Below are 15,068 nucleotides of genomic sequence, written 5' to 3' on the forward strand. Positions count from 1 at the left end.
CCGTGCCGTGCTCGTACGCCGTCCATGAGAGCTGAATCACTGGACGGGCGGCTTTCAGTCAGGTAAGGCTCAGATAAGTTAGGGCAGCCTCACTGAGCCGCTGTGGGGTCACTGTGCTTTCCCTGTGATCCGTTTCCTCCCGTCTGTGACCCTCTTGGAGCCTGTATGCGAGCCGTCCGACTCTCCGTCGTCACCGCTGCCGCGACCGCGGTGGCGCTGGCCGCTGTCACGGGTTGCACCGAGAAGAGCGACGCGTCGAGCGACGACCACGTCGTCGAGGTGACGGCCACGGACAGCAAGTGCGAGGTGTCGAAGAAGGAGTTCCCGGCCGGCCACGTGCAGCTCGACGTGACCAACAAGGGCTCCAAGGTCACCGAGGTCTACCTCCTCTTCCCCGACGACCGCATCGTCACCGAGCGCGAGAACATCGGCCCCGGCACCCGTCAGAAGGTCACCGCCGAGGTGAAGGCGGGCGACTACCGGATCGCCTGCAAGCCCGGTATGAAGGGCAAGGGCATCCGGCAGGACGTCACGGTCACCGGCGGCGGCAAGGCCGCGAAGCGCGACCCGCGCCTGGACGCGGCGGTCGCCTCCTACCGGGAGTACGCGCAGGAGCAGGCCGACGAGACGCTGCCGAAGACCAAGGTGTTCACGGACGCCGTCAAGGCCGGTGACATCGAGGCCGCGAAGAAGGCGTACGCCACCTCGCGCATCGGCTGGGAGCGCACCGAGCCGGTCGCCGAGTCGTTCGGGAACATCGACCCCAAGGTCGACCTGCGCGAGGACGGTCTGGAGGAGGGCCAGGACCTGGAGACGGACTGGACGGGCTGGCACCGCCTGGAGCGCTCGCTGTGGAAGGACAAGAAGCTCACCGACCGGGACTCCGAGCTGGCCGACCAGCTGATCAAGGACCTCACCGACTGGCAGAACCGCGTCGGCAAGGCGGAGATCACCCCGACCTCGATGGCCAACGGCGCCAAGGAACTCCTCGACGAGGTCGCGACCGGCAAGGTCACCGGCGAGGAGGAGCGCTACTCGCACACCGACCTGGTCGACTTCAAGGCGAACGTCGAGGGCGCCGAGAAGTCGTACGAGCTGCTGAAGCCGGTGGCGATGGAGAACGACGCGGCACTGGTCACCGAGCTGGACAAGCAGTTCGCGGCGCTCGACACGCTGCTGGACACCTACCGCAAGGACAAGACCTCGTACGACTTCACCTCGTACGACAAGGTCTCCGAGGCGGACCAGAAGGAACTCTCCGACGCGGTGAACGCGCTCGCGGAGCCCCTGTCCAAGCTCGCCGCCGCCGTCGTCGCGAAGAAGTAGGGACCGGCCATGACGGACACCCCCGCCGAGCAGGCCACGTCCTGTGAGCACACCGCATCGGCTGCTCCCTCCCGGCGTGCGCTGATCGGCTGGGGCGGTGCCGGGCTCGCGCTGGGTGCCGCCGCGGCCGGTGGCGCGGTGGCGGTGGCCCGCTCGGTCGACGACACCGGACCGGCCGCCGCCGGGGCGGGCGGCGAGATCGCCTTCCACGGCACGCACCAGGCGGGCATCGCCACCCCGGTGCAGGACCGGCTGCACTTCGCGGCCTTCGACGTGAAGACGACCGACCGGGCCGCCTTCGTCCAGCTGCTGAAGGACTGGACCGAGGCGGCCCGGCGGATGACCGCGGGGCGGGCGGTCGGCGAGGGCGCGTACGGCGGTCTCGCCGAGGCGCCGCCGGACGACACCGGGGAGGCACTCGGCCTCTCACCGTCACGGCTGACCCTCACCATCGGCTTCGGCCCCTCCCTCTTCGGGAAGTTCGACCTCTCCGGCCGGCGGCCCGAGGCCCTCGTCGACCTGCCGAAGTTCGCCGGCGACAACCTCGACAAGAACCGCAGCGGCGGCGACCTGTGCATCCAGGCGTGCGCGGACGATCCGCAGATCGCCGTGCACGCGATCCGCAACCTGGCCAGGATCGGCTTCGGCAAGGTCGTCATCCGCTGGTCGCAGCTGGGCTTCGGCAAGACCTCGTCGACGACCCCGGACGCCCAGACCCCCCGCAACCTCATGGGGTTCAAGGACGGCACCCGCAACATCGCGGGGACCGAGACCGACCGCCTGAAGAAGTTCGTGTGGGTCGAGGACGGCGAGGCGAAGGACGGCGACGCGAAGAACGGCGAGGCGACGGACGGCGACGCGAACTCGGCCTGGATGGCCGGGGGTTCCTACCTCGTCGCCCGGCGCATCCGCATGAACATCGAGACCTGGGACCGGACCTCCCTCCAGGAGCAGGAGGACATCTTCGGCCGCGACAAGGGCGAAGGGGCCCCGGTCGGCAAGGCCAAGGAGCGCGACAAGCCCTTCCTCAAAGCCATGCTGCCCGACGCGCACGTGCGGCTCGCACACCCCGACACCAACGCCGGGGCCACGCTCCTGCGCCGCGGCTACTCCTTCACGGACGGCACGGACGGGCTGGGCCGGCTGGACGCGGGCCTGTTCTTCCTCGCCTACCAGCGCGATGTGCGCAAGGGCTTCATCCCGGTGCAGCGCAGCCTGGCGGCCGACGCGCTCAACGAGTACATCCAGCACGTGGGTTCGGCGGTGTTCGCGATCCCGCCGGGTGTCCGCGACAAGGACGACTGGTGGGGCAGGGCCCTGTTCACCGCCGAGAACCCCCGAGATCCCAGCGATTCCGGCGATTCCGGCGATTCCAAGGAGGCGTAGGCCGTGTTCGGCAACTATCTGATCGGCCTGCGCGAAGGTCTTGAGGCCGGCCTCGTCGTCTGCATCCTCATCGCCTATCTGGTGAAGACGGACCGCCGGGACGCCCTGAAGCCCATCTGGATCGGCATCGCGGTCGCCGTCGTGCTCGCCCTCGGCTTCGGTTTCGCGCTCGAATTCGGCTCCCAGGAGCTGACGTTCGAGGCGCAGGAGGCGCTCGGCGGCTCACTGTCGATCATCGCGGTCGGTTTGGTGACGTGGATGGTCTTCTGGATGCGCCGCACCGCCCGCCATCTGAGGAGCGAGCTGCACGGCCGACTCGACGCGGCCCTGCAGATGGGCACGGCCGCACTGGTCGCCACCGCGTTCCTGGCCGTGGGGCGCGAGGGCCTGGAGACGGCGCTGTTCGTGTGGGCGTCCGTGCGCGCGTCGAACGACGGCACGCAGGGCCCGCTGATCGGCGTGCTCCTCGGCATCCTGACCGCGGTCGTGCTCGGCCACCTCTTCTACCGGGGCACGGTCCGCATCAATCTCGCGAAGTTCTTCACGTGGACCGGCGGCATGCTGGTCGTCGTGGCCGCAGGCGTCCTCGCGTACGGCGTGCACGACCTGCAGGAGGCCGACTTCCTGCCGGGCCTGACGAACAAGGCCTTCGACATCAGCGAGACCGTACCGCCGGACAGCTGGTACGGCACGCTCCTGAAGGGCGTCTTCAACTTCCAGCCCGACCCGACCGTCGTCCAGGTGGTCGTGTGGGTCCTGTACCTGGTGCCGACGCTGGCGTTCTTCCTGGCGCCCTCGCGGTCCGGCAGAAGCGGGGCCAAGTCGCCCGCACCGGTGCGCGAAGAGGCATGAGACCGGCGCGCGGAGGGCGCGGTACGTCATCCCGCATCCCGGGCGCTTCCCGGCCCCGGTAGGGTTCGCCTCCGGGAAACCGGGATCGGGAACCGGGATTCGGGAACCGGATCCGGGATTTGGGACCCAGGATTTGGGATCCGGGACGGGGAAGGTGAAGGGACTCGATGAGCAGGGATCGCAGCCCTCGTAGGTCTCCTGGGCCGCGCAGGCCTCGCATGCCTCGCCGACTTGGCCGCGGCGCGCTGACGGCGGCCTCCGTGACCGTGCTGTCGGTGACGGCGAGCGGGTGCGTGGTGGTGCACGGGGAAAGGGAGATCCTTCCCGGAGCCACGAAGAGCGAGGCCGCACGTGCCCTGCGCGACTTCACCGCCGCCTACAACGAGGCGAACGGCGCCAACGACCCGTCCCTGGACGCGGACCGGGTCACCGGCGCACTCGGGGACATCGACGGGGCGAAGCTGAAGGCCGGCGGCAAGAACCAGCCGGGCGGCAACACCGGCTATGTGCCGCTGAAGCTGACCGACACCGAGTTCACGATCCCGGAGAAGGCCGGCTGGCCGCGCTGGTTCGTCACCGACTCGAAGGCCAACAAGGGCCGCGCCGAGGACCGTTGGTTGATGGTGTTCACCCGCAGCGACGCGAACGAGGTGTGGCAGGTCGCGTATCTGACGATCTCCTCCGCCGACGAGATACCGACGTTCAAGAAGAACGCCGACGGCTGGGCCGAGCCGGTCACGGCGAACGCGGCGGATCTGGCGGTCGCCCCCGGGAAACTCCCCCAGCAGTACGCGACGTACCTCAAGGACGGCGGCAGCACCTTCGCGGACGGCGCCCACACCACGAAGTGGCGCTCCGACCGGGCGAAGAGCGCCGCGCGTCCGGGGCTGGCCCAGCAGTACATCGACGAGCCGCTGACGTCCGGCGACTACGCCCCGGTCGGTCTGCGCACGGCGGACGGCGGCGCCCTCGTCTTCTTCACCACCCGCCACTACCAGAAGCAGACGGCGGCCCAGGGCGTCCCGATCAACGTCACCAACGCCGACGTGAAAGCCCTGATGACCGGCGACCCCAAACAGTCCCTGACCCTGGAATCCATCTCCAACCAGGCAGTCCTGGACCCCCCGAAATCAGCATCGGACCAGAGGATCAAATTCCTGAGCAGAATCCAGGGCCTGACAGCGGCAAAGGGCGAATAGAGGCGGGGCCGCGCCCCGTCAGGGGCGCGGGGAACTGCGCGGCCCGCCCCCACTCACCCGCAGACAAAAAGCGGCGTCATCCCCGGAGGGGCCACGCCGCAACATGCTCCCGCTCAACCCCCGCATACCGAGCACATTCATCCGTCAGAACTTCCAGCAGGGACAGCGGATCCGGCAACGGATGCTCGGGCCCCCGCACCCACTCCACCACCAACTCCCCCGGCAACCGAGCCGGAGGCACCAGCACGTACGACCCCCGACAGTGCCACCGAAGCCCCGGATGCTCATCCATCGTCTCGGGATGGCAGTCCAGCTCGCACGGCCACCACTCGTCCTCGTCCTCGGGCGTACCGCGCGTCGCCGTGAAGAAGAGCATCCGGTCGTCCCCGGACAGCGCGACCGGCCCGACCTCGATGCCGGAGCCGAGCAACCGCTCCAGCGCCTCCTGCCCGGCCTCCACCGGCACGTCCAGCACGTCGTGCACCATGCCGGTCGCGGTGATGAAGTTGGCGAGGGGCTGATGCCGCGCCCACCGCTCGATCTGCGCCCGGTCGGTCGTGGACTGTGTCTGCCACGCGAAGGAGACGGGGTGGCGCGCGGGGGTCGGACACCCGACGCGGTCACACGAACACCGGTAGGCGGAGGGATGGGCGGCGGGCGCGAGCGGCAGCCCGGCTCCGGCGGCGGCCAGCAGCAGTTCCTCACGGCTCGCGGAGTCGTCCGCGGCGTCCGTCCGTGGGCGCCGACCGCGCAACCACTGGGAGATCCTGCCCTGCCCGCCGGAGCGGCGGCCCATCTCTGCGCTCATATATTGCCCTCGCCTGGCTGTTGTGCGGACAGCATGCCTCATGCTCCCACCATCCTGCGCTCCGGGGGGGCCGGAGCCCACATCCGGGGTAGGTGGGGTGATGCCCGCCCGGGGCAGTGATCGAGTGTCATTGCGTACTTTGACACGATATGCCCGCCTACGGTGTCGGCATGGTCACACGGACTGCGCTGACGGGTATCGCCGGTCTCACGTCACTGGCTCTCGTGGGACAGAGCGGGGCGATCACCCCTCTGGAATGGGGCCCCGGCCCCCTGACGGTGTCGGCGCTGCCCCGCGTCGTCTACACGGCACACCGCGGCGGCGCCCGCGAGGTGCCGGAGAACAGCATGACGGGCCTCATGACGGCGTACGAGCGCGGGACGGCCCAGGTGCTCGACCTGGACACCCGGATGCTGCGCGACGGGACGATGGTGGTCATGCACGACGCCACCCTGAACCGCACCACCTACATGGGCGGGCCCGTGCACGCGCTCGACCGGCGGGACTGGCAAGGGGTACGGCTGCGCCCCAGGGACACCCTCCCCGGAAGCTGGCGCTCGGAACGGCCGCCGACGCTCGCCGAGGTGCTGGACCGGTTCGGCGGGCGGGTGGTGCTGATGCTGGAGGCCAAGGACCCGCGGAGCCTTCGGGCCATCGCGGCCATGCTCAGGGAACGCGGTCTGACCCGTTCGGTGCTGGTCAACTCCAACCACCCCGCCGTGGCCCTGCGCACCCACCGGCTGGGCCTGCTCTCGCAGCTGTGGCGTTCGGCGCACCAGATGCGTACGGACCGGCCCGCGCGGTGGCGGCCGTTCGTGGACGTCCTGGACGTGGACCACAAGGCCCGCGACCGCGATCTCGTACGGGCCGTCCGGTCCGGCATCCCACGGGTGTGGGCGCACACAGTGGTGACCCCGGCGCAACGCGACCGCGCCCTGGCGCTCGGCTGCGACGGGATCATCACGGACACCCCGGGACGGCTGGCCCGCGTACGGGTCAGGGCCTGGGGCCGGCGCCATGAGCAGGCTCAGGGTCAGGGTCGGCGAGGGGCGATGCCGTAGAGGGCGTACTCGACGAGCCTCTCCGCGAAGGCGTGGTCGAGCGGTCCGGTGCCCTGCAGCCAGCGCTGGGCCAGGGGCGAGACGAACAGGTCACGCGCGATGTACGGGTCCACGTCCGCGCGCACCTGGCCCGCGTCCTGGGCCGCCCGCAGGCGTCGTACGTACAGCTCCAGCGACGGCAGGAGCAGGGTGGCGACGAACTCCTTCGCGAAGGCGGGGTTGCCCACGCCCTCCGCGGCGAGCGCGCGGGCCGGGGCCTCGTAGCGGGGGTCGTTCAGCTCGTCGACGGTGGCGCGCAGGACGGTCTTGAGGTCGGCCTCCAGGTCCCCGGTGTCGGGGATGCCGTCCGTCTCCGCCCAGTCCCCGCTCCCGGCCGCCTCCGCCGCCTGGGCGCCCAGGTCGACGAAGGCCTCCATGAGGACCTCGGCCTTCGACGACCACCAGCGGTAGATGGTCTGTTTGCCCACGCCCGCGCGGGCCGCGATGGCTTCGATGGTGGTTTTGGGGTAGCCGACCTCTGCTACGAGGGTGAGGGCGGCGGCGTAGATCGCGCGGCGGGACTTTTCGCTGCGGCGGTTGGAGTCGGGAGGCATGCGCCCGAACCTACCAGCACGACAAGACGGGCCGTCTCGCCAAAGACTCTCCTTCGCCCCCGCCGCCCCTACCCTTCCCGTCACTGTGTCCTCAAACGCCGGACGGGCTGAAAATCAGCCCGTCCGGCGTTTGAGGACAAAGGGGGCGAGGGGCGCAGCCCCATGCGTGGACGGGAACGGGTAGGGGCGGCGGGGGCGAGAAAACGCCCCTACTCGGGCTCGGCCGGGGGCCACCCGTCGCCCCATGCCGCGTCCCGTGCCTCCTTGTAAAGGGACCCGTGCCGCTTCGTCACGGTGGAGCGCCCCAGCCCACCCCCCACCTCGCACAGGTCCAGCAGCACCTGCCCCTTACGGATCTGCGGCCGCCGCACCACCCGCGCGGCAACCGGAGCCACCGGCCCACGCGTCGCGGCGACATAGCTGAACTTCTCGTCCTCGTACGCCAACGAGCCCCCCTTCACCTGCCGGTGCAGAGAGGACCGGCTCACCCGAGCCGAGAAGTGGCACCAGTCCTCACCGGGCACGATCGGACAGGCAGCGCTGTGGGGGCAGGGCGCCGCGACGGAGAAGCCCGCGCCGATCAGCCGGTCCCGCGCGGCGATGACGCGGGCGTACCCGTCCGGCGTCCCCGGCTCGATGATCACGACGGCTCGCGCGGCGCCGACCGCGGCGTCCACGACGGCGTCGCGCCCCGCCTCGGTCAGCTCGCCGAGGACGTACGACACGGTGACGAGATCGGCGTCCGGCAGGGCCGGTTCCGCGCCGATCCGGGAGCGCCGCCACTCGGCGGACCGCAACTGCGGGCTGGCGGAGGCGAGTTCGCGGCCGAGGACGAGCGCGGGCTCGGCCCAGTCGAGCACGGTCACGGGCCGCTCGCCGGGCCAGGTGGCGTTCACGGCCCAGGTCGCCGCGCCGGTGCCGCCACCCACGTCCACGTGGCTGCCGGGCACCCACTCGGGCACGGCGTCCGCGAAGGCGGCGAGCGCGGCCCGTACGGCTTCGAAGGTCGCGGGCATCCGGTACGCGGCGTACGCGGCGACGTCCGCGCGGTCGCGCAGGATCGGGGCGTCGGTCGGGGTGGTGCCCCGGTAGTTCGCGATCAGCCGGTCGACGGCCTGCGCGGCCACCTTGGGCGGCAGTCCGTCGAGCAGGCCCGCGAGGGCCGCGCGCAGGGTCTCAGCTGGGGAAACGGGGGCGGTCACGAGGGAAGTCTACGAGCACCGCGCGGTGCACCCCGGCCGCTCCCCGGCCGCTGCCCGTTCAGGCTCCCCGGACCGCCCTGGCCAGCCGCGTGGCCGCCGCCGCGCGGGGCCCGTGGTCCGCGGGCCGGCGGCGCGGGTGGACCGTGTTGGCCAGGAGGACGAGGAACGTGTCCGTGGAGGGGTCCAGCACCAGCGACGTACCGGTGAAGCCCGTGTGGCCCGCGGCTCCGTGGCCGGCGAGGGCGCCCATGAAGGACGGCTGGTCGAGGGCGAAGCCGAGGCCGGGCGGGGAGAGGAGCAGTTCGACGTAGTCGGGGCCGAGGATGCGGGCGGTGCCGTAGGAGCCGCCGGCGAGGAGGGTGCGGCAGAAGACGGCGAGGTCGGCGGCGGTCGAGAAGAGGCCGGCGTGGCCCGCGACCCCGCCGAGCGCCCACGCGTTCTCGTCGTGGACCGTGCCCCGCAGCATGCCCCGGTCGGCCTTGGCCCAGGGCCGCCGCTGGTCCTCGGTGGCTGCGGCGCCGGGGCAGGGGCCGAAGGCGGTGTCGGTCATGCCGAGCGGCCGGGTGATCCCGTCCCGGACGAGGGCGTCGAGCGGGCGCCGGGTGATGCGTTCGAGGACCTGCTGGAGCAGCAGCATGTTGAGGTCCGAGTAGCCGTACGCGGCGCCCGGCGCCGTCACCGGTTTCTCGGCCCGCAGCAGGGCGAACCGTGCCCTGTCGTCCCGGCAGTCGTACAGCGGGAGTTCGGGCCGCAGCCCGGAGGTGTGGGTGAGCAGGTGCCGCACGGTGATGCCGTACTCGGCGGCGGCGGTGAAGCCCGGCAGGTAGGCCCCCACGCGCGCGTCGATGCCGAGCGTGCCGCGTTCCAGCTGCTGCACGGCCGCGACGCTCGTGAAGAGCTTCGTCAGGGACGCCAGGTCGAAGGGGGTGCGCACGGTCGTCGGGACGCGTTCGGCGCGCGGCAGTTCCACGCCCGCGTCCGCGTCCTCGTCGTAGGCGCGGTACCGGACCGCCCAGCCCGCCGCCTCCTCGACGGCGATGACGGGCCCGCGTCCGGCGACCAGTACGGCGCCCGCGGCCCAGGGCCGGTCCCCGGCGGTGATCGCGCGGAACTCCCGTACCAGGGTGTCGAGTTCCGCGGGGTCGAGCCCGGCACGTTCCGCCGTGCCGGGGCGCAGTCTCGGTGCGCTCAGTTCCCCGCTCCCTTCGATCCCGTCCGCTTGCCCGCCGTGGCGTCCGGCTGTTTCCGCCAGGGACGGCACAGTGCCATGAAGCAGCCGACGGCGACCAGTGAACACGCGAGCTGGACGACGGCCATCGGGACGGCCGTGTGCTCCCCGGCGATGCCCACCAGGGGTGTCGCGGCGGCGCCGACGAGGAACGAGGACGTGCCGAGCAGGGCGGACGCGGAGCCCGCGGAGTGCCGGGTGCGCATGAGGGCGAGCGCGTTGGTGTTGGGCATGCACAGGCTCATCGCCGACATGAGGACGAAGAGTCCGGCGGCGATCGGGACGAGGCCCACCTCGCCGAACGCCCCGACGGACATCAGGAGCAGCGCGGCCGACGCGAGAGTGATGACGGCGAGGCCGACCGCGAGCACCTTGTCGAGGCTGACCCGGCCGACGAGGATCTTGCCGTTGATCTGGCCGACGATCACCAGTCCGACGGAGTTGACGCCGAAGAGGATGCTGTACGTCTGCGGGGAGGCGCCGTAGATCTCCTGGATCACGAACGGGGAGGCGGAGATGTACGCGAAGAGCGCGGCGAACGCGAAGCCGCCGGTGAGCATGTAGCCGGTGAAGACGCGGTCGGCGAGCAGTCCGCGCATGGTGCGCAGCGCCTCGACGGTGCCGCCGTCGTGGCGCTCGGCGGGCGGCAGTGTCTCGGGCAGCAGCCGCCAGACGACGGCGGTGAGGGCGATCCCGATGACGGTCAGGATGTAGAAGACGCCCCGCCAGTCGGTGATCCGCAGCACCTGGCCGCCGATGAGCGGCGCGATGATCGGCGCGACCCCGGAGATCAGCATGAGCGTGGAGAAGAACCGCGCCATGTCCATGCCGTCGTACAGGTCGCGTACGACGGCCCGCGCGATGACGATCCCGGCGGCGCCCGCGAGTCCCTGGAGCAGCCGGAAGGCGATGAGGAGTTCGATGGTGGGGGCGATCGCGCAGACGGCGGTGGCGAGGATGTAGACGACGAGCCCGGTGATCAGCGGCCGTCTGCGGCCCCACTTGTCGCTCATCGGCCCGACGACCAGCTGCCCGAGCGCCATCCCGGCGAGGCACGCGGTGAGCGTCAGCTGCACGGTGGCGGCGGAGGCGTGCAGCGCGTCGGTGACGTCCGGGAGGGCCGGGAGGTACATGTCCATGGACAGCGGCGGTACGGCCGTGAGCCCGCCGAGGATGAGCGTGACCAGGAGTCCCACGGAACGGCGGGCGGCCGGTGGCGGTACCGGCGGCGCCGAGGCGGCGACCACGCTCTCCTCGGTGACCGCCGTGCCGGGTATACGGGCCTCCGGGCCGTCCGGGTCCCTCGTCGTACGGCCGCGCTCGGGCATGCGCCCCTCCCTCTCCGTGTGATCCGCCACCTATGCTCTCAGCTCGTACGGGTGGTCTCGTACAGATGGTCGAAGCGGTCGAGGGCGCCGCGGGCGTCGACGGCACGGAGCGAGGGGTCGGGCATGACGGAGGAACGCGTGCGCTGGGGTGTGCTGGCGACCGGTGGGATCGCTGCGGCGTTCACCGCGGATCTGATCGATCTGCCCGATGCCGAGGTGGTGGCGGTGGCGTCGCGCACCGAGGCGTCGGCGAAGGGGTTCGCGGAGCGGTTCGGGATCCCCCGGGCGTACGGCGACTGGGAGTCCCTCGCGGCGGACGAGGACGTCGACGTCGTGTACGTGGCGACTCCTCACTCGGCGCACCGGGCGGCGGCCGGGCTGTGTCTGGAGGCGGGGCGCAATGTGCTGTGCGAGAAGGCGTTCACGCTGAACGCGCGCGAGGCCGAGGAGCTGGTCGGCCTCGCGAAGCAGCACGACAGCTTCCTGATGGAGGCCATGTGGATGTACTGCAACCCGCTGATCCGCCAGCTCAAGGCGCTCGTGGACGACGGCGCGATCGGTGAGGTCCGCACGGTCCAGGCCGACTTCGGCCTCTCGGGCCCGTTCCCTCCCACCCACCGGCTGCGCGATCCCGCGCAGGGCGGCGGGGCACTGCTGGACCTGGGCGTGTATCCGGTGTCGTTCGCGCACCTGCTGCTCGGCGAGCCCTCCGGCGTGACGGCACGCGCGGTGCTCTCGGAGGAGAGCGTCGACCTCCAGACGGGCATGCTGCTCTCGTACGACAGCGGCGCGCTCGCCGCGCTGCACTGCTCCCTGGTCGGCGGCACGTCGACGGCCGCGTCGGTCACCGGCTCCGAGGGCCGCATCGACATCCCGCACGGCTTCTTCCACTCGGACCGCTTCGTCCTGCACCGCGACGGCCGCGACCCGCAGGAGTACACGGCGAACACGGCGGACGGCACCCGCGCCAGCCTCAAGCACGAGGCGACAGAGGTGATGCGAGCCCTCCGAGCCGGCGAGAAGGAGTCCCCCCTGGTCCCCCTGAACGGCACCCTGGCGGTCATGCGCACCCTGGACAAGGTAAGGGCCGAGGTAGGAGTCACCTACCCCGGCGAATCGGCTTAAGGGGCGCGGGGAGCTTTCAGGGGCGCGGGGAACGGCACAATCTTTTGTCTTCAGGGGCGCGGGGAACGGCGCAATCTTTTCGCCCTCAAGGGGCGCGGGGAACTGCGCGACCAGCCACATCCGGCCCGCAGCCGACGAACGACCGCCAGTTCCCCGCCCCACCCCAGCGGAGCTACACCGCGGAGCTACACCGGCTTCAGCCCCTGGTCCCCGACCTCCGTGACGAACGACGCGGCCGTACTGATCGCAGCCCCCGGCACGGTAACCGCCGGCACGGTCTTGAAGTCGGCCCGAGCGGATTCCCGCCCCAACCGCACGGTCGTATATCCCCGCCGCCCGTTGTAGAACTTCAGATGCGGATTCGCCGCCATGTACGTCTCCCAGTTGGCCGGCTTCTCCACCCCGTCCCGCCCACTGGTGATCGAGGTGGTCACGATCTCCGTACCGACCGTCCGGGACGAGGGATCGTCGAAGTCGTCCTTGATGTCGAATGCGTACCCGACATGGACGTCCCCGGTGAACACCATCAGGTTCTCGACCCCGGCGGCCTCCGCACCGGCCAGCACCCGCCCCCGCGAGGCCCGGTAGCCGTCCCACGCGTCCATGGACACCCGGGACGGCACGGTCAGGTCGAACTTCCGCTGGGAGAAGATGACCTGCTGCGGAACGACGTTCCACAGCGCCTGCGAGGCCTGCCACCCGTCCAGCAGCCACCGCTCCTGCGCCGCCCCGGTGATCGTGCGCGCCGGATCGTCCGTCTCGGGGCCGGGCACGTCCGCCCCGTCCCCGTACGCCTGGTCGGAGCGGTACTGCCGGGTGTCGAGGATGTCGAACTGCGCGAGCCGGCCCCAGTTGAGCCGCCGGTACATCTGCATGTCGGGGCCCTCGGGCCGCTGCGGGCGGCGCAGCGGCAGGTTCTCCCAGTAGGCGCGGTACCCGGCGGCGCGGCGCAGCAGGAACTCCTCCGGCGGTACGGAGTTCTCGGGTATGTCGTCCGCGTAGTTGTTCTCGACCTCGTGGTCGTCCCAGGTGACCACGAAGGGGTGGGCGGCGTGCACGGCCCGTAGATCGGGGTCGGTCTTGTAGAGGGAGTACCGCAGGCGGTAGTCCTCCAGCGTGATCGTCTCGTGGTTGAAGAGGTCGGGCAGCACGCGGTCGGTGTAGTTGCGGGCGCCGCCCACGGAGTCGACGGCGTACTCGTAGAGGTAGTCGCCGACGTGGAAGACCACGTCGACGTCGTCCTCGGCGAGATGCCCGTAGGCGGTGAAGTACCCGTCGTGGTACGCCTGGCAGGAGACCGCGGCCAGCCGCAGTTCGTCGACGCGCGCGCGGGACGAGGGCGCGGTGCGGGTGCGCCCGGTCTCGCTGATCCAGCTGCCCGTTTTGAAGCGGTAGTAGAAGACCCGGTCGGAGTCGAGGTGGCCGACCTCGACGTGCACGGAGTGGTGGAACTCGGGGTGGGCGAAGGTCGCCCCCCGTCTGACGACGTGGCGGAACCGTTCGTCGCGGGCCAGCTCCCAGTGCACGGTGACGCGTTCCGGGGGCAGTCCGGAGTCCGCCTGGTACGGGGTGGGGGCGAGCCGGGTCCACAGCAGCACGGAGGTGGCCTGCGGGTCGCCCGAGGCGACACCGAGGGTGAAGGGGTTCTCGGTGATCTTCGCCGCGTCGAACTCGGCTGCGCCCGCCACGCCCGCGGTCGGCAGGTTGGTGGCGAACGCCAGGACGGCGGCCGCGCCGGTGACGGTGAAGAGCCGGCGGCGCCCGAGGTGACGGGCGGCGGCGCGGAGTTCGGGGGCGTGCTGCGACGGTTGCTGGTGGCCGGTGGATGTCATCTGGCCCTCCCCTGACGGTTGTTGTACGAGGAATTGGAGTGGTCAGAGTCAACGGTGGACCGTCACGTACACAACAGTCGGATGTCGGACGGATGAGATCCGGATGGCGGACCGTCGACCACGGCCTCCCGTACGCTGCGGGGCCATGAACGCCCATCGAACGAAGATCGCGATCGTGACAGGTGCCGGCTCGGGAATCGGCCGTGCCGTGGCCGTCGAACTGCTGCGTACCGGCTGGTCGGTGACGCTGGCCGGCCGCCGCGCCGAGCGGCTGGAGGAGACCGCGGCGCTCGCGCGGGCGGCCCTCGCGGACACGCCGTCCGGGGCCGCCGCCGGGGAGCCGGCCGGGAAAGAGAGCACGTCGTTGTGCGTACGCACCGACGTCTCGCGGCCCGAGGAGGTGACCGCGCTCTTCGACGCGACGCGGAACCGCTTCGGCCGCTTGGACCTGCTCTTCAACAACGCCGGCACGTTCGGCCCCGGCGGCGTGCCGTTCGAGGACCTCCCGTACGAGGCCTGGCGGCACGTGGTGGGGACGAATCTCGACGGGGCGTTCCTGTGTGCGCAGGCGGCCTACCGGCAGATGAAGGAGCAGGATCCGCAGGGCGGCAGGATCATCAACAATGGCTCGATCTCGGCGCACACGCCCCGGCCGAGGTCGGCGGCGTACACGGCCACGAAGCACGCGCTGACCGGCCTCACGAAGTCGCTGTCGCTGGACGGGCGGCCGTACCGGATCGTCTGCGGGCAGATCGACATCGGGAACGCGGCGACGGACATGACCTCGGGGATGGCGACCGGGGCGTTGCAGGCGAACGGGGAGGTGGCCGCGGAGCCGGTGATGGATGTGGGGGATGTGGGGCGGACGGTTCGGCACATGGCGGAGTTGCCGCTGGAGGCGAACGTGCAGTTCGCGACGGTTCTCGCCAGCGCGATGCCCTACGTGGGGCGGGGGTAGCGACTACCCGTGCGGGTCCGTCGTGGCTGGGCGCGCAGTTCCCCGCGCCCCTTTGGGGCGCCTTAAGGGGCGAAGCTGAGAAGTGGCCCTCAATTGGCCCGGAAATAGCTGTCTTACGGGATTCTGATTCCCGGGGGTGCATTCTCAGGTCCTACACATTCTGTCCTCAG

The 15,068-nt window shown here is 71.1% G+C and carries 13 protein-coding genes; 7 read left to right on the forward strand and 6 right to left on the reverse strand.

What is annotated here, in order from left to right; genetic code table 11:
* Positions 1-165 precede the first annotated feature (165 nt).
* From efeO to C6Y14_RS21335, 4 genes are all read left to right on the forward strand, one after another.
* Positions 166-1,326, forward strand: a complete 1,161-nt coding sequence (efeO, locus tag C6Y14_RS21320; RefSeq protein ID WP_107018368.1) for an iron uptake system protein EfeO — start codon at positions 166-168, stop codon at positions 1,324-1,326.
* 9 nt (positions 1,327-1,335) lie between these two features.
* The gene (gene efeB / locus C6Y14_RS21325) at positions 1,336-2,712 is read left to right on the forward strand and encodes an iron uptake transporter deferrochelatase/peroxidase subunit (protein ID WP_107018369.1); all 1,377 of its coding nucleotides are present in this window, start codon (positions 1,336-1,338) and stop codon (positions 2,710-2,712) included.
* Positions 2,713-2,715: 3 nt separating this feature from the next.
* Complete coding sequence (efeU, locus tag C6Y14_RS21330; protein WP_107018370.1) at positions 2,716-3,564, forward strand: iron uptake transporter permease EfeU; 849 nt, start codon at positions 2,716-2,718, stop codon at positions 3,562-3,564.
* A gap of 218 nt (positions 3,565-3,782) precedes the next feature.
* Entirely contained in the window at positions 3,783-4,763 is a 981-nt protein-coding gene (locus C6Y14_RS21335; protein WP_225891190.1) for a hypothetical protein, read from the forward strand.
* Between the two features lie 76 nt (positions 4,764-4,839).
* Here the strand turns inward: C6Y14_RS21335 and C6Y14_RS21340 are convergent, their stop codons facing one another.
* Positions 4,840-5,571, reverse strand: coding sequence for a bifunctional DNA primase/polymerase (locus C6Y14_RS21340; RefSeq protein WP_107018372.1), 732 nt, complete (start codon positions 5,569-5,571; stop codon positions 4,840-4,842).
* Positions 5,572-5,741: 170 nt separating this feature from the next.
* Between C6Y14_RS21340 and C6Y14_RS21345 the strand changes: the two genes are divergently transcribed.
* Complete coding sequence (locus C6Y14_RS21345; RefSeq protein WP_107018597.1) at positions 5,742-6,632, forward strand: glycerophosphodiester phosphodiesterase; 891 nt, start codon at positions 5,742-5,744, stop codon at positions 6,630-6,632.
* On the opposite strand, the gene C6Y14_RS21350 is transcribed toward C6Y14_RS21345, so the two are convergent.
* From C6Y14_RS21350 to C6Y14_RS21365, 4 genes are all read right to left on the reverse strand, one after another.
* A complete protein-coding gene (locus C6Y14_RS21350) occupies positions 6,605-7,225 on the reverse strand; it encodes a TetR/AcrR family transcriptional regulator (protein WP_107018373.1) in 621 nt (206 codons plus the stop codon). The two genes, C6Y14_RS21345 and C6Y14_RS21350, sit on opposite strands and share 28 nt — an antisense overlap.
* Positions 7,226-7,434: 209 nt before the next feature.
* On the reverse strand, positions 7,435-8,427 hold the full coding sequence (locus C6Y14_RS21355) for a small ribosomal subunit Rsm22 family protein (protein ID WP_107018374.1): 993 nt from the start codon (positions 8,425-8,427) through the stop codon (positions 7,435-7,437).
* Positions 8,428-8,485: 58 nt separating this feature from the next.
* A complete protein-coding gene (locus C6Y14_RS21360) occupies positions 8,486-9,688 on the reverse strand; it encodes a serine hydrolase domain-containing protein (RefSeq protein WP_404828810.1) in 1,203 nt (400 codons plus the stop codon).
* Positions 9,616-10,983, reverse strand: a complete 1,368-nt coding sequence (locus C6Y14_RS21365; protein ID WP_107018375.1) for a multidrug effflux MFS transporter — start codon at positions 10,981-10,983, stop codon at positions 9,616-9,618. Before C6Y14_RS21365 ends, C6Y14_RS21360 begins: the two co-directional genes overlap by 73 nt.
* A 123-nt stretch (positions 10,984-11,106) precedes the next feature.
* On the opposite strand from C6Y14_RS21365, the gene C6Y14_RS21370 reads away from it, so the two are divergent.
* The gene (locus tag C6Y14_RS21370; RefSeq protein ID WP_107018376.1) at positions 11,107-12,108 is read left to right on the forward strand and encodes a Gfo/Idh/MocA family protein; all 1,002 of its coding nucleotides are present in this window, start codon (positions 11,107-11,109) and stop codon (positions 12,106-12,108) included.
* A 185-nt stretch (positions 12,109-12,293) separates the two neighbouring features.
* Here C6Y14_RS21370 and C6Y14_RS21375 read toward each other — a convergent pair whose 3' ends face one another.
* Entirely contained in the window at positions 12,294-13,940 is a 1,647-nt protein-coding gene (locus tag C6Y14_RS21375; protein WP_107018377.1) for an alkaline phosphatase D family protein, read from the reverse strand.
* 145 nt (positions 13,941-14,085) lie between these two features.
* On the opposite strand from C6Y14_RS21375, the gene C6Y14_RS21380 reads away from it, so the two are divergent.
* Positions 14,086-14,898, forward strand: a complete 813-nt coding sequence (locus C6Y14_RS21380) for an SDR family oxidoreductase (protein WP_107018378.1) — start codon at positions 14,086-14,088, stop codon at positions 14,896-14,898.
* Positions 14,899-15,068: the final 170 nt, after the last annotated feature.

Origin of the sequence: Streptomyces dioscori (assembly GCF_003024195.1) — a bacterium.
In the GTDB taxonomy this organism is placed as follows: Bacteria; Actinomycetota; Actinomycetes; order Streptomycetales; family Streptomycetaceae; genus Streptomyces; species Streptomyces dioscori.

Excerpts from the sequence above, each read along its gene's own strand:
- C6Y14_RS21370 (WP_107018376.1), top strand. The coding sequence starts at position 11,107 with ATGACGGAGGAACGCGTGCGCTGGGGTGTGCTGGCGACCGGTGGGATC.
- C6Y14_RS21375 (WP_107018377.1), bottom strand. The coding sequence starts at position 13,940 with ATGACATCCACCGGCCACCAGCAACCGTCGCAGCACGCCCCCGAACTC.
- efeB (WP_107018369.1), top strand. The coding sequence starts at position 1,336 with ATGACGGACACCCCCGCCGAGCAGGCCACGTCCTGTGAGCACACCGCA.
- efeO (WP_107018368.1), top strand. The coding sequence starts at position 166 with ATGCGAGCCGTCCGACTCTCCGTCGTCACCGCTGCCGCGACCGCGGTG.
- C6Y14_RS21365 (WP_107018375.1), bottom strand. The coding sequence starts at position 10,983 with ATGCCCGAGCGCGGCCGTACGACGAGGGACCCGGACGGCCCGGAGGCC.
- C6Y14_RS21340 (WP_107018372.1), bottom strand. The coding sequence starts at position 5,571 with ATGAGCGCAGAGATGGGCCGCCGCTCCGGCGGGCAGGGCAGGATCTCC.
- C6Y14_RS21345 (WP_107018597.1), top strand. The coding sequence starts at position 5,742 with ATGGTCACACGGACTGCGCTGACGGGTATCGCCGGTCTCACGTCACTG.
- C6Y14_RS21335 (WP_225891190.1), top strand. The coding sequence starts at position 3,783 with ATGCCTCGCCGACTTGGCCGCGGCGCGCTGACGGCGGCCTCCGTGACC.
- C6Y14_RS21350 (WP_107018373.1), bottom strand. The coding sequence starts at position 7,225 with ATGCCTCCCGACTCCAACCGCCGCAGCGAAAAGTCCCGCCGCGCGATC.
- C6Y14_RS21380 (WP_107018378.1), top strand. The coding sequence starts at position 14,086 with ATGAACGCCCATCGAACGAAGATCGCGATCGTGACAGGTGCCGGCTCG.